This window comes from Pseudomonas sp. TE6288, from assembly GCF_054062095.1.
The window spans coordinates 55,627-70,058 of the sequence record NZ_JBSSEW010000006.1; the positions used below are offsets into that span (position 1 = coordinate 55,627).

Below are 14,432 nucleotides of genomic sequence, written 5' to 3' on the forward strand. Positions count from 1 at the left end.
CGAGGGCGCAGCCGCGCCTGCGGTTGGTTTGTTTTTTGTGTTGCCTGTCCCGGCCCTATCGCCGGCAAGCCAGCTCCCACAGGGACTGCATGGGCTTGAAGGCTGGCGCTATCCCTGTGGGAGCTGGCTTGCCGGCGATAGGGCCGGGACAGGCGGTAGAGGGCCTGCAGGTCAACTTCTGAGCCACAGGCTCTCGAACCGCCAGGTGCTGAACAGCGACTGCTCGGCCTGCGCGCCACCCACGCGGGTGCTGACGCCATCGAGCAGGTCGGCGAAGCCCCAGATCAGCATGCCGCCGCGCTCGTACTGGATACGTTGCGCCCGGTGCACCAGCGCCTTGCGTTGCGCAAGGTCCGGCTGGGCCATGGCGCCAAGGAAGGCCTCGCTGAATTCGCGGTCGTGAAAGTGGGTCTTGTTGGCCACTGCGAACGGCGCATCGGTATGGATGGCGCTGGCCAGGAACGGCGCACCGATGCTGCCGCCGGTACTCAAGGTCCAGTCGTCGCGCTGCGGTCCCTGGAAGGTGGCCAGGTCGACCTGGCGCACGTTGAGTGTCACGCCGACGCGCCGGGCCTGTTCGGCCAGCACCAGGGCCGAAGCCAACCCCGGGCCAGGGGTGGTCACCAGTTCCACCTGCAACTGTTCATGGCCGGCTTCGCGCAGCAACTGCACTGCGCGCTGCGGGTCATAGGGGCGCGGGCCAATGCTGTGGTCGAAGGTTGGGTCGAACGGTGCATACAGGTCGTTGGCCACCCGGCCTTGGCCATTCAGCGCACGGCGTACCAGCTCCTCACGGTCGGCCAGCAGGCGGAACGCCTCGCGCACACGCGGATCGTCGAACGGCGCCTTGGCGGTGTTCATGTCGAACGACAGCCAGTTGCCGCTCACCGATTTCAGCAACCGTAACCGTGGATCGGCCTGCAGCACCTGCAGGTGTTCGGTGGACATGACGTTGGCCATGTCGATCTGCCCTGCACGCAACGCCGCCAGGCGGCCGGTCTGGTCCTTGAAGTCGATGATTTCCAGTTCATCGGCATACGGTTTGCCAGGCTTGTAGTAATTGTCGAAGCGGGTGAACAGCGAGCGCTGGCCAGGGGTGAAGCTTTTCAGTTTGTACGGCCCGGCGCCGACCGGGTTGGTCACCGGGTGATAGTCCACCGGCACGATGCCGCCGAAGTTGACCCAGGTTTCCGGCAGTGGCAGGTAGCTGCGCCCCTCGCGAAAGCCCAGGCGCACGGTACGCTCATCCAGCTTGACCAGGTTGTCGCGGTCCACCCAGTGCAGCAGCGCCGCATAGGGCGAGGCCAGCTGCGGGTCGGTGAGGCGGCGGATGGAGAAGATCAAATCGTCGGCGTCGATGGTCTTGCCGTGGTGGAACTCCAGCCCCGGCTTCAGGCGCAAGGTCCAGCTGCTGGCGTTGGCATTGGGCTCGGCGAACTCGGCCAAGGCCAGGCGCGGCTGCATCTGCTCGTCCCACTCCCACAGCTTGCTGTACAAGGCAAAGCCACGCACGATGCCGCTGCCGACAGGCTTGTGGGCGTCGAGGTTGCCGCTCTGGCTGCCGTCGATGATACCCAGGCGCAGGCGCCCGCCATGGCGTGGCTCGTCGGCCACGGCAGGGTTCGGGCTGTCGGCGGGGCCGCAGCCGGCCAGCAGCCCGCCGGCCAGTATTCCGGCGTGGCCAAGAAAGCTGCGCCGGCTCAGTGGGTAACCGTCCCTGGCCATGGCGTCAGGCTCCGTTGCTGGCGTGCAGTGGCACGGGTGCGGCTACCGGGCGGGCAAGGGCTGCACGCTGCTCACGAAAGTGCGGCAGGATGTGCTCACCGATACGGTAGGCTTCTTCCAGGTGCGGGTAGCCGGCAAGGAAGAACAGATCGACACCGATGCCGTGGTACTCGCGGATACGCGCCACCACGTTGGCGTAGCTGCCCACCAGCGCGCAGCCCGGCGGGATGCCGATGTAGCCGAAGCCGGTCCACACGTTGGGGTGGATGAAGAAGTCGTCGAAGGCCTGTTGCTCGTCCTTGTCGTTGTAGCCATGCTCGTAGCTCAGCTTGCGCGCCGTGCGCAGGCCGGCGTGGGCGGCGCGCGCCTTGACCGTGCCCTTGGCCACGCCTTCGTCGAAGAACCGCTTGGCCTCGGCCAGTGCTGCGTCTTCGGTTTCGCGGGCGATCACGTCGATGGACAGGCCGAAGCGAATATCGGTGCGGCCCCACTTCAACGCGCGGGCGCGGATATCTGCGATCAGCGCGGCAATCTCGTCCGGGTGTTCAGCGCGCATCAGGTAGAAGTCGGCGTGCTTGGCGGCGAACTCCCGTGCTGCCACCGACGAGCCGGCCGTGCAGATCAGCGGCAGCTCGGCCTTTTTCAGCGGCCCGCGCAGGCCACCGCCTTCGGCGCGGTAGTAAGTGCCTTGGTAATGGAACTGCTCGTGGTGCCAGTAGCCGCGCACCACGTCCATGAACTCGGTGGCGCGGGCATAGCGCTGGTCATGGTCTTCGAAGTCGCCGACCTGGCGCTGGATGGCATCCGAGCCGCCGTTGATGATGTTCCACACCAGGCGGTTGCCGGTGGCGCGCTGGTAGGTCGCGGCCTGTTGCACGGCCACCCATGGGGTGTAGTGATAGGGTTGGAACGCAGTGACGAACTTCAGCGAGCGGGTTTCCCGGGCCAGTAGCGAGCACACCGTCCACGGCTCTTCGCCAGTGGGGGCATTGACCATCAGCGCGCCGCCAAAGCCGTTTATTTCTGCGGCACGGGCGATCTGACCGAGGTAGTCGATATAGGTGAAGTGGTCACCCACGGCAAACCCCGACACCGCACCGGTGCTGGGCCCGCCCGCATGCCAGTCGCCGCGGTTGCGCGGGTCGCCGGGGAGAAACTGGGTTTCGCCATGCAAGGGCAGGCGGGTAAAGAATTCGATGCTCATGGGCTGGCCTCCTTACTGGACGCTTGGGCTGCAATTGGGGGTGACCGGCTGGTCGCTGATGACCTGGCGCGCGAACGGGATGGAGTCCTTAAGCGACGCATTCACCGTTTCGCTATGGCCCAGGCCCTTGTAGAGGTGGCCCTGCACCACCGAGCCGGCTTTGCAGGCATCCTGCATCAGCGCGACCTGAGTGGTGGCAGCGGGGGTCTTGTCCTCGGCGCCGGTGCCAATGAAGATCGGCTGGGCAAGCTTCAGGGTCGGGTACGACACCTGCGCCAGCCATGGCTTGAGCTGGTCGCCCTTGTAGTCTTTCTTGGCGTTGGCCGGGGTAAGGCCGGTACCGACCACGTCGCTGACCAATGCTGACAGGCAACTGGTACGCGCTTGCTCGAACAGCGGCAAGGCCTTGTCGGTGTAGAAGTCGCGCGGATCGATGCTCGGGTCATACTGCTGTGCGGCGAGCAGGGTATAGAAGCCGTAGGCCAGGGCCGGGTCGACCTTGTCCTGGTCCTGTTCGCCCACATTCTTCGCGCCCACGGTGTAGATCACACCCGTGCCGATACTGCCCTTGACGCCCAGCTTGGGCGCGTACGTCGCCGCATAGGCCCCGGCGGCAAAGGCCCCGGCCCCCCCTTGCGACTGGCCGATGATCAACACCTTGTCGGCCAGCCCCGGCACGCCTGCGACCACGGCCTTGGCCGCATCGAGAATGCCGTAGGCGGCCATGCGGTTGTTCAGCAGCGGGTGGCCGCCCGGCACACCCAGGCCCTGATAGTCAGTGGCGACAATGGCATAGCCTTCATCGAGCCAGCGATTGAGGTATTGCACGTCGCGGTAGCTGCGGCCTGCCCAGGACGGCGCGCAGATATCCGCCACGCCGACGGTGCCATGGCCCCAGCTGGCGACCGGCCAGCCGCCCGCTGGTGCCTTGCCTTTGGGGATGAACAGCGCACCGGAAACCACGATTGGGGTCTTGCCGTCGATACCATCGAGCGAGGTGTAAAGGAGGCGTTGCGCGCTGGCGGCATTGGGCAGGCTGAGCGCCTGCTCCAGCGGTTCGCTGCGCAGCAGTTTGCCGGGGGTAGCGGGGATGGCCTTGGTCCAGGTGTAGAAGGCCGACACACGACCATCGCCCTGTTGCGGGTCTGGTTTGGGGGCGTAGGTTTCGGCGGCCATGGCGCCGATGGACAGGGCCAGGGCGCTTAGACCGAAGACGAGCGAAGCAGGCAGTTTCATGGGAAAGTCTCTCAAGGGTGTTGGCTGATCTGGGTGTCGATGGATGGCCAGTAGGGGGTCAGTTGCAGGTCGATCAACGCCTGGCGGGTAAAGCCCGTGGCCAGGTCGCTGGTAATGTCGTAGGGGGTGCGGATCAGCCGGTTGGCCAAGGCGTACTGGCCAAGGGCGTCGTAGTGAGCCTTGAGCTGGGCATCGCTTTTCGGTGCCCAGCGCGCCTTCCAGGCCACCGGATCGTCCTGGTCGTCACGGCGCAGCACGCTTTCGCTGACGCCGGCGCGCGAAGACAGCGCGTAGTAGGCGTCGCGGTTGTGCTCCTGGGAGATCCACCAGGCCGCGCGCACCCAGGCGGTGGCCACCAATTGCGTCAGGTCGGCGTGCTGCTGCACGAAGCGGTCAGTGCCCCAGAGGTCGGAGACCAGCCGCCAGTCGTTGGCGCCTTGTTTGGTCGACCAGAGGATGCGCGCCACGCCTTTGTCTTCCAGGGCGTAGGCTTCGTTGAGCAGCACGGCGGCATCCACTTTACCGGCAGACACCGCAGCGGCACCGACCTGCGGGTTGAGGTTGGCGATCTTGAAATCGCTCAGTTGCAGGCCCTGGCTCTGCAGGAAATTGCTGAAGGCGAATTCCCATGGCCGGCCGCGGTGCAGCGCCAGGCGTTTGCCCTTAAGGTCCTGGATGCTGCGTGCCGTGGAATTGCTCGGCACCACCAGGTAGATGTTGTTGCCGCTGCCGCCCGGCACCACCAGCTTGCCCGGCACCTGGCCGGCACCGGCGATGACCGAGGGCAGGTCGCCGCGCACGGCAAAGTCCAGGCTGTCGTTGCTGAAACCTTCGTTGATCTGCGGCCCGGCGCCGGCATGCGGCAGGGCGGTCCATTGCAGTTTCACGCCGCGGGCGGCCAGTTGTTGTTCCAGCCAGCCTTCTTCGATCACCCGCCCAGGGATGCCACCGAACACCGGCGCGCCGCCCTGGGTGAAGGCGACGATGGCGATGCGCACCGCCGCCGGTGGCTCGGCTGCCAGCGCAGCCAGGCTGAGGAACAGACCGCCCAGCAGGGCGAGGGCGTGACGCCAGGGATTGTTCATGTGCAGCTCCAGGCAAAGGTTCCACAGGCCAGGAGCGAAATGCATGCCAGCATGCTGTTAGGTGGCTACAGCCCTTTATCTACAGGGCCTCCAGCCAAAGGGAAATGGACGTGAAGGGCAGGGGCTGCTGATCGGCGGGCAGGGCAGTGCTGGCGGATTGCTGCTGTAGCAGCAGTCGATTGTTGAAAAATCGAATATTTCCAATTCGAATATTCAAATGCTAATTAATAATTTTTTGATCTAATTTGTTTCATGCACTATGGGCCTGCGCGTCAACTGCCAGGAATGCCCCCATGTCGCTGATCACCCACCCAAATGCCCGCGAGCTGACCAAGTCGGTACGCGCCACTGTGCTCGTGTTCAAGGACCCGCGCTCCCAGGAGCTGCTCAGCCGCATCGAGCGCCTGGCGCCCAGCGAGGCCAATACCCTGATCATCGGCGAAACCGGCACCGGCAAGGAGCTCGTCGCCCGTCATATCCACCACCTTAGCCGCCGTGGGCGTGAGCCGTTCGTGGCGGTGAACTGCGGCGCCTTTGCCGAAACCCTGGTGGAGAGCGAGTTGTTCGGCCACGAGAAAGGCGCTTTTACGGGCGCTACCAGCAACAAGGCCGGCTGGTTCGAGGCGGCCAATGGCGGCACGCTGTTCCTCGACGAAATCGGCGACCTGCCGTTGAACATGCAGGTGAAGTTGCTCCGCGTGCTGCAGGAGCGTGAGGTGGTGCGCCTGGGCTCACGTACGCCGATACCGATCAACGTGCGGCTGGTGGCGGCAACCAACGTCAACCTGGCTGACGCGGTGGTGGCAGGGCATTTTCGAGAGGATTTGTTCTACCGCCTGCACGTCGCAACGATACGCCTGCCGCCCTTGCGGGAGCGGCCAGGAGACATCCTGCCGCTGGCGGAATTCTTCATCGAAGAACATTGCCGACGGCTGGGTTACGAACGGGCAGCGCTGAGCCCGGATGCCGAGCGCAAGTTGCTGGCGCATAGCTGGCCGGGCAACATCCGCGAGCTGGAAAATGCCATTCACCATGCGTTGCTGGTGTGCCGGTATCAGGTGGTGGCACCGGCGGATCTGCACTTGGTCGATATCCGGCCACAGGTGGCGGCGCCTGTTGCACAGGCTTACTTGCCGGCAGCGAGCGCGGCACCGCCGGAATTGGAAAGCGCTTTGCTGGCGCTATTCGAGCAGAATGTCCCGAACTTGTATGAGCATATCGAGGAGACTGTGTTCAGGGCGGCGTATCGGTACTGCCACGGCAATCAGCTGCAGACCGGGCGCTTGCTGAGCATCAGCCGCAATATCGTGCGGGCGCGGCTGGAGAAGATTGGCGAGCTGTCTAAGGCATGATGGCTGGATAGATCGTTGTTATCTCCAAATTGGTAGATGTATTTGAAGGCTGTGTTTTGCTTGGTGGAGCTTGATCAGAGGCTATCGGGGTCGCCGAAGAACATCTGTATCCGCGATCTCAACCACCGCTCCGCCGGATCATTATCCTGCGCCCCGCGCCAGGCCATGTGCAGCTCGAAGCTGCGCACTTCCAGCGGCAGGTCCTCGGCCCGCAGGCCGCCCGCTGCCGTGAGGGCATCGGCGGTGTAATCCGGCACCGTGGCGACGATATCGGTCCCCGCCAGCAAGCTCCCCAAGCCGTTGAACTGCGGCACGGCCAGCACCACATGGCGCTTGCGGCCGATCTCCTCCAGCGCCTCGTCGATGAACCCGGACAGGTCGCCGGCGAACGACACCAACGCATGGGGGCGGGCGCAGAAGTCGTCCAGGGTGATGTTGCCGGGCATGCTGTCGGCGCGCAGCAGCTTGGGCATGCTGCGGCGTAGCACCTTGCGCTTGGCGTTGGCCGGCAGGTCGCTGGTGTAGCTCACGCCCACCGAGATTTCGCCGGAGGCCAGCAGGGTGGGCATCAGCAGGTAGTTGACCCGGCGCACCACCAGCACGATGCCGGGCGCCTCGGCGCGGATGCGCTTGAGCAGCTGGGGCAGCAGGGCGAATTCGGCGTCATCCGACAGGCCGATGCGAAACACCGCGTTGCTGGTGGCCGGGTCGAACTCGGCGGCGCGGCTGACGGCGGTGGAGATCGAGTCCAGCGCCGGCGACAGCAGGGCGAAGATCTCGTGGGCGCGCGCCGACGGCTCCATGCTGCGGCCGGTACGCACGAACAGCGGGTCGTCGAACAGGTTGCGCAGGCGCGACAGCGCGGCGCTGATCGCCGGCTGGCCGAGGAACAGTTTCTCGGCGGCGCGGGTCACGCTGCGTTCGTGCATCAGCGTCTCGAACACGATCAGCAGGTTGAGGTCTACGCGACGCAAGTCGTTACGATTCATTCGATGCGGCTCGCCTGAAGTGGGGCAGGGGTGAATCTTAAGGCCAAAGGCTGGTACCCTGCACCGATTTCCGGGTGCCAATGCACAGATTTGTCAGGGGCCCAATCAATGACAGGCATGTCGACTATTAACAGCCACTGATGGTCCAACCGTGAAAGCCCGGATAAAGTCCGTGGTAATACGAGATTCACAAAGGCGAGGTATGCGATGTCCCGCATGATCCGTTTCCACAAGTTCGGCCAGGCCGATGTGCTCCGTTGCGAGGAGCAGGCCGAACCGTCCCCGGCCACCGGCGAGGTGCAGATCCGCGTCGAGGCGATCGGCATCAGCTGGTACGACGTGCTCTGGCGGCAGAACCTGGCGCCGTCCCAGGCGCGGCTGCCGGCGGGTATCGGCCATGAGATGGCCGGCGTGGTCACCGCGGTCGGCGAGGGCGTGGACGATATCGCGGTGGGCGACCGGGTCGCCAGCTTCCCGGCCACCAGCCCCAACGACCACCCGGTCTACGGTGACGTGATCGTGCTGCCGCGTAGCGCCATCACCCGTTATCCGGACGTGCTGACCCCGATCGAGGCCAGCGTGCACTACACCCCGCTGCTGATCGCCTACTTCGCCTATGTCGACCTGGCCCGGGCCAAGGCCGGGCAGACCGCGCTGGTCACCGACGCCAGCCACTGCGCCGGGCCGGCTTTCGTGCAGCTGGGCAAGGCCCTGGGGTTGAAGGTGTTCGCCGCCACCAAGGAACCCGAGCAGCGTGAGTACCTGCTGGGCCTGGGCGCGGACAAGGTGATCGTCACCGAGGAGCAGGACCTGCTGATGCAGATCGGCAAGTACACCGATGGCCGTGGCGTGGACATGGTCCTCGACGGCATGGGCGGCCCGCAGATGTCGCTGCTCGGCGATGTCCTGGCACCGCGCGGCAGCCTGGTGCTGTATGGCCTGCAGGGCGGCAACCAGACGCCGTTCCCGGCCTGCGCGGCGTTCCAGAAGAACATCCAGTTCCATGTGCACTGCATCGGCAACTTCACCGGCAAGCCGGAGCTGGGCATCGCCCAGGACCAGGTGGCGTTGCAACGGGCCTTGCGCGACATCAACCAGTTCACCGCCGACCAGCTGCTGACACCGCAGATCATAAAGGTGTACCCGTTCGAGCAGGTGGTCGAGGCGCACCGGCATATGGACGCCTGCCCTTGCGGTGGACGGGTGGTGCTGGACATGGGCGGGCAGGGCTGACGCTGCCGACGCCAGCGCCGTGGCATGACGCCCGCCCTGTAGGGGCGGGCTTTGGTTCGTGGCCTCACTGCTAAACATAGCTAATTTTCTTACCCGGTTTTGGGAAGTTTCCTTCAAGCCCGGTCAGCTATTCATCTGCCAGAATCGGACTTCAATTCGAAGCCGTCAGGGAGATGGAGCGATAGCATGACCGAGACCCACGACCAAGCCATGCACTATATCTACCAGCAGGTCCTGCAGCGCCTGCTGGAGCACATGAGCCAGGCCCAGCGCGCCTCGGTGCAGTTGCTGATCCAGCGCCTGCTGGTCATCGCTGGCGGCCAGGAATACATCGGCAACCTGCGGGTACTAGCCCTGCACGGCGTGGACCGGCGCAGCGCGCATTTGCTGGCCTGCCTGCGCGCCGCGCAACTGAGTATCGCCATTCGCCACGCCGCCACCTTCCGCCTGCGGGTGCTGGCGGCCCGCCTGCCCACCCTCGACGACACCGCCCTGGCCCTTCACGACCGTTGCTTCAGCGCACTGTTCCTGCACGATGATCCACGGGTGGAGCTGTTGCGCGCCGATGGCGGGCAGCTTGGCCCATTTGGTGCTCGACAGGCCTGTTCGGTCGAACAATTGGCCGCCGCAGGTAACGCCTGGCTGCTGTTCGGGCACCTCGCCGGCGGGCAGCCCGGGGCTTTGCTCGGCGCCAGGGGGTATCTGGATGTGGGGGCCAGCCTTGGGCAGGTGCTGGGTGGACAAGACGGCGAGCAGCTCCTGGTCAGCGCCGCGCCGCTTGCCCAGCGCCACCGCCTGCTGGCCTGGGGGCGGCGTTGCCTGCGCCATAGCGGGGAGGTCGCGCACACCGTGACACCCCACAGCGTCCTGGCCGCCGGTGTCGAACAGCTGCACCAGATGCTGTCCGACCCTTGGCAGTCGCCGACAGCGCCCATGCACGATCAGCCCTGGGGCGATACCCACCTGATGACGGTGGAGGATCTGCTGCGCCATCCCGATGACGGCGGGCACCTTGACCGCATGCTCGGGCGGGAGGAGGCGCAGGCCTGGCATGCCCAGGGGCCGGCAGGGTTGTTCGACCCTTTGCCGCTGGCCCACCTGCATGGCCTCAAGGCGCAGTACCTCGAGCAGCGTACCTACCGCGAGGGCGCGCAGGCGTTCTACCAGCGTTTGCGCCAGCCGGCGGTGGCCTGGCCGCAGGGGCGGGCCTTGCGCGACGAGGCCCAGGCGCGGCTGCTTGCGGCCTATGGCGTCAATGAAGCGCAACTGGTCTGCCAGTTGTTCACCCCCTTCGACGCGCAGGGGCACAACCTCGAAGCCTTCGTGCTGCGCTGCCATCCCGGTATGCGCGTCGCGTTGCCATACCTGCACCGTGCCCTGCAGGGCCAGCCTTGTCCGGAGCCTGTCAGCCAGTGGCTGGTGGATACCAGCGGCCTGCAGCTCGCGCAGTTGCGGGCGCTGTACGCCGGCACGCTCGGCAGCCAGGCACGGCGCCTGTATCAGTTGCTGGGGCGGCGCGACCTGTGGCTGCGGCCGCTGCCGGCCGGTTCGTGGAGCAGCGCGTGACCGTTGATCCAGCGCACTTGCCCCAGTAGGCGGTCTGTATGTATAACCAGTGCTTGTTCCCCCGCGCCCGACTTGCACCGTGATCGCCCATTCTGTCGATGATCCCTTGTACTACCTGTATAACTTCCGTCAGGTCCTGAGCTGGGTCGGGCAACGCTACGCCGACCTGCTGGACCGCGATGAGCACCGTTTCATCCAGGTGTTCGGCGAGTTGCCTGTGTCAGCGCAGGCGCTGCTGGTACGGATGGTCATGCGCAAGGGCGAGTGGTTTCGCAAGGACAAGCTCGACTACGCCGAGATCGGTGATGCCGACGCGGCCCTGGTGCCGCTGTTGGCTTTGGGCTGGGTAACAGCCGACGCACCGTTGGCCGTCGAGCAATTGTGGGCTTTGCTGCGCAAGGATGAGCTGGCCGGGCTTTTCGCCGGGAAAATTCCCCGGCCTCGGGCCAGCAAGGCCGAATTGCTGGAACAGTTGCAGGCACTCGAGCTGGCGCCCAGGCCCCTGGCACAGTGGTGCCCCGATTTCCCGACGCTGATCCTGCACTGGAGCCGGCAGCCATTATGCGACCGGCTGCGGCTGTTGTTCTTTGGCAACCTGTACCAGAGCTGGTCCGATTTCGTGCTGGCCGATCTGGGCGTGTTCCGTTACGAACAGGTGGCGTTCAGCGCCGACTCGCGGGCCTTGCGCCAGCGTAGCGAGGTCGACCTGGCCATAGCCCTGCACCAGTGCGCCGAGCGCCTCGAGCAGGGCGCCGCGCCCGCCGAACTGCTCGCGGCACTCGCGGGTCTTGACCACAGCAACCCCTGGTTGGTCCGTCGTCGGGCGCGGCTGCTGTTCAGCATCGGCCAGCAATGCGAGCGTGCTGGCGACTGGGACCTGGCGTTGCAGGTCTATGCCGACTGCGCCCACCCCGAGGCGCGCATCCGCCAGGTCCGGGTATACGAGCGCAGCGAGCAGTGGCAGCCGGCACTCGCATTGGCCCAGGCCATGGCCCAGGCGCCTGCCAACGCGTTGGAATGCCAGGCGTTGGAGCGCATGTTGCCACGGTTGGCGCGCAAGCTCGGCGGCCCGCCACAACCGCGTCGGCGCACGAGCGCGGTCACGCTCATCGAGCTGGAGCTGCCGGCCGCGATGGCGGCACTGGGGGTGGAAGAGGCGGTGCGTCTGTATCTGGAGCAGCAGGGCGGGGCTGTTCACTACGTCGAGAACACCCTGTTCAACAGCCTGTTCGGCCTGCTGTGCTGGGAGGCGATCTTCGCACCGGTACCAGGTGCTTTCTTCAACCCATTCCAGGCCGGGCCCCAGGACCTGCATGACACGGACTTCCAACTGCGCCGCGCCGAGCAGTTCGCAACCTGCCTGGGCCGGCTCGACGATGGCAGTCACCGTGAGGCCATTCGGGCCTGCCATGCGGCCAAGCAAGGCCTGCAGTCGCCGTTTGTGTTCTGGCAGATGCTCGATGAGCCACTGCTCGAACAGGCACTCGAGCACCTGCCGCCCGAGCATTTGAAAGCCTGCTTCCTGCGTTTGCTGCAGGACATCCGCGCCAACCGCGCCGGCATGCCCGACCTTATCCAGTTCTGGCCGGGGCAGGGCGGCTATCGCATGGTCGAGGTCAAGGGGCCGGGCGACCGCCTGCAGGACAACCAGCTGCGCTGGCTCGAGTTCTGCCACGCCCACGGGTTGCCGGTGGCGGTCTGCCATGTGCGCTGGCAGGCTACGCCGGCATGAGCTACACCGTGGCCGTGCGCGCCCTGTGCGAATTCAGCGCCAAGGTCGGCGACCTCGACCTGCGCTTCACGCCGTCGCCCAGCGCCCAGGAGGGCATTGACGGGCACCGCCGGGTGGTGGCCAAGCGCGGCGCCGGCTATGAGTCGGAGGTGGCGCTGGAGGGCGAGTACCAAGGCCTGAGGGTGCGCGGCCGTGCAGATGGCTACGACCCGGCACGCAACCGGCTGGAAGAGATCAAGACCCATCGCGGCGACCTCGCCCGTCAGCCCGACAATCACCGCCAACTGCACTGGGCCCAGGCCAAGGTCTACGCCTGGTTGCTGTGCCAGGCGCGGCAATTGCCGGCGATCGATGTGGCGCTGGTCTATCTGGACGTCGACAGCGACGGCCAGACCGTGATCAACGAGCATTACGCCGCCGACGACCTCAGGCGCTTTTTCGAGGCCCAATGCCAGTGCTTCCTGGCCTGGGCACAGGCGCAGGAACGACGCCTGGCCGAACGTGACCTGGGCCTGCAGGCCCTGTCCTTTCCTTACCCTGCGTTCCGTCAAGGCCAGCGGCAACTGGCCGAGACCCTGTACAAGGCGGTGAGCACCGGCCGGTGCCTGATGGCCCAGGCCAGCACCGGCATTGGCAAGACCCTCGGTACTCTGTTTCCGCTGCTCAAGGCCGTGGTGCCGCAGCAGTTGGACAAGCTCTACTTCCTCACGGCTAAGACCCCGGGCCGGGCCCTGGCCCTCGATGCGCTGCGCCAGATTACACAGGCGTCGCCGCAGCCGGCCCTGCGCAGCCTGGAGCTGATCGCCCGCGACAAGGCCTGCGAGTATCCGCAAAACGCCTGCCATGGTGAGTCCTGCCCCTTGGCGCGGGGCTTCTACGACCGCCTGCCCGCCGCCCGTGAAGCGGCCGCGCAGGTGCCGCTGCTCGACCGCGCCAGCCTGCGCGAGGTGGCCCTGGCAAACCAGGTCTGCCCCTATTACCTGGGGCAGGAGATGGCGCGTTGGGTCGACCTGCTGGTGGCCGACTACAACTACTACTTCGACGCCCATGCATTGCTGTTCGGCCTGGCCCAGGCCAACCAGTGGCGCACGGCGGTGCTGGTGGACGAGGCGCACAACCTGGTCGAGCGCGGGCGGCAGATGTACAGCGCCAGCCTCGACCAGGGCCAGTTGCTGGCACTGCGCCAGGCCAAGCCGGCCGGGCTGGGCAGCGCCCTGGACCGGCTGAATCGGCAATGGAACGCGTTGTACAAGGCGCAGGTCGCGCCCTACCAGGCGAGCGAACAGCTGCCCGACGCCTTCCTGCGCGCCCTGCAGCAGTGCATCGGGCTGATCCAGGAGCGCATGAACCAGGCGCCTGCCGAGGTCGAGCCCAAGGTGCTGGAGTTCTACCTCCAGGCCTTGCAGTTCAGCCGTATCGCCGAGCTGTTCGATGAGCACTTCCTGTTCGATATCAGTCCGCGCAACGGCCCCCGTGGGCGGCGCCTGGCCACGTTGTGCCTGCGCAACGTGGTGCCTGCCCGGCTGCTGGGCCCCCGCATGAGCGCGGCGCGCAGCGTCACGCTGTTTTCCGCGACCCTGAATCCCCGGCACTTCTACACCGATCTGCTGGGCATGCCGGCTGACACTGCCTGGCTGGAAGTCGCCGCGCCGTTTCGCGCCGAGCAGTTGCAGGTGCGCATCGTCAGCGAGGTGTCTACCCGCTACCAGCAGCGCCATGCCTCACTGGCGCCGATCGTCGAGCTGATCGCCGCTCAGTTTGCTGGCCAGCCGGGCAACTACCTGGCCTTCTTCAGCAGCTTCGAGTACCTCGAACAGGTGGCGCGACTGCTGGCTGAACGCTACCCGGCGCTACCCATCTGGCGCCAGTCTCCCGGCATGGACGAGGCCAACCGCGAGGCCTTCCTGGCGCGTTTCGTGGAGCACGGGCAGGGGGTGGGTTTCGCCGTGCTCGGTGGCGCCTTCGGCGAGGGTGTCGACCTGCCGGGCAGCCGCTTGATCGGCGCTTTCGTCGCCACCCTCGGCCTGCCCCAGGTCAACCCGGTCAACGAACAGTTCAAGCAGCGTCTGGGCCGCCAGTTCGGCGCCGGTTTCGACTATGCGTATCTCTATCCTGGGGTGCGCAAGGTGATCCAGGCCGCGGGCCGGGTGATCCGCGGCGACCACGACCGGGGTGTGCTGGTGCTGATCGACGAGCGCTTTGCCGAACCACGGGTTCGGCAGATGTTCCCCGGCTGGTGGCAACTGGCGTGAACGCCGCCATCGCCTGGCGCTGAAACTCCCAGTACACTGCGCGTTCCAACACCAACAT

At 66.0% G+C, this 14,432-nt stretch carries 10 protein-coding genes; 5 read left to right on the forward strand and 5 right to left on the reverse strand.

Features of this window, described 5'->3' with window-relative positions:
• Positions 1-171: 171 nt before the first annotated feature.
• Genes ACVWY1_RS07725 through ACVWY1_RS07740 form a run of 4 tightly spaced genes read right to left on the reverse strand, consistent with a single transcriptional unit; the run spans position 172 to position 5,250 of the window.
• On the reverse strand, positions 172-1,725 hold the full coding sequence (locus ACVWY1_RS07725) for an ABC transporter substrate-binding protein (RefSeq protein WP_457378068.1): 1,554 nt from the start codon (positions 1,723-1,725) through the stop codon (positions 172-174).
• Between the two features lie 4 nt (positions 1,726-1,729).
• Positions 1,730-2,929: an LLM class flavin-dependent oxidoreductase gene (locus ACVWY1_RS07730; protein WP_457378069.1), complete on the reverse strand. Its 1,200-nt coding sequence runs from the start codon at positions 2,927-2,929 to the stop codon at positions 1,730-1,732.
• A 12-nt stretch (positions 2,930-2,941) separates the two neighbouring features.
• Positions 2,942-4,165, reverse strand: a complete 1,224-nt coding sequence (locus tag ACVWY1_RS07735; protein ID WP_457378070.1) for a lipase family protein — start codon at positions 4,163-4,165, stop codon at positions 2,942-2,944.
• An 11-nt stretch (positions 4,166-4,176) separates the two neighbouring features.
• Positions 4,177-5,250 (reverse strand): ABC transporter substrate-binding protein, encoded by a 1,074-nt coding sequence (locus ACVWY1_RS07740; protein WP_457378071.1) that lies wholly within the window; start codon positions 5,248-5,250, stop codon positions 4,177-4,179.
• Between the two features lie 293 nt (positions 5,251-5,543).
• Here ACVWY1_RS07740 and ACVWY1_RS07745 point away from each other — a divergent pair, with 293 nt between their 5' ends.
• The gene (locus ACVWY1_RS07745) at positions 5,544-6,602 is read left to right on the forward strand and encodes a sigma-54 interaction domain-containing protein (protein WP_457378072.1); all 1,059 of its coding nucleotides are present in this window, start codon (positions 5,544-5,546) and stop codon (positions 6,600-6,602) included.
• Positions 6,603-6,676: 74 nt separating this feature from the next.
• On the opposite strand, the gene ACVWY1_RS07750 is transcribed toward ACVWY1_RS07745, so the two are convergent.
• Positions 6,677-7,591 carry a LysR family transcriptional regulator gene (locus tag ACVWY1_RS07750; protein ID WP_046855927.1) on the reverse strand — a complete coding sequence of 305 codons (915 nt, stop codon included), beginning with the start codon at positions 7,589-7,591 and terminating at the stop codon, positions 6,677-6,679.
• Positions 7,592-7,798: 207 nt separating this feature from the next.
• Between ACVWY1_RS07750 and ACVWY1_RS07755 the strand changes: the two genes are divergently transcribed.
• The 4 genes from ACVWY1_RS07755 to ACVWY1_RS07770 all read left to right on the forward strand — a co-directional run bounded on the left by ACVWY1_RS07755 (position 7,799) and on the right by ACVWY1_RS07770 (position 14,374).
• A complete protein-coding gene (locus ACVWY1_RS07755) occupies positions 7,799-8,824 on the forward strand; it encodes a zinc-dependent alcohol dehydrogenase family protein (protein WP_139670793.1) in 1,026 nt (341 codons plus the stop codon).
• A 186-nt stretch (positions 8,825-9,010) separates the two neighbouring features.
• Positions 9,011-10,390: a hypothetical protein gene (locus tag ACVWY1_RS07760; protein ID WP_457378073.1), complete on the forward strand. Its 1,380-nt coding sequence runs from the start codon at positions 9,011-9,013 to the stop codon at positions 10,388-10,390.
• Positions 10,391-10,469: 79 nt separating this feature from the next.
• Positions 10,470-12,122 carry a VRR-NUC domain-containing protein gene (locus ACVWY1_RS07765; RefSeq protein ID WP_457378074.1) on the forward strand — a complete coding sequence of 551 codons (1,653 nt, stop codon included), beginning with the start codon at positions 10,470-10,472 and terminating at the stop codon, positions 12,120-12,122.
• Entirely contained in the window at positions 12,119-14,374 is a 2,256-nt protein-coding gene (locus ACVWY1_RS07770; RefSeq protein ID WP_457378075.1) for a helicase C-terminal domain-containing protein, read from the forward strand. The genes ACVWY1_RS07765 and ACVWY1_RS07770 overlap by 4 nt, the downstream gene beginning before the upstream one ends.
• The last annotated feature ends 58 nt before the right edge of the window (positions 14,375-14,432 follow it).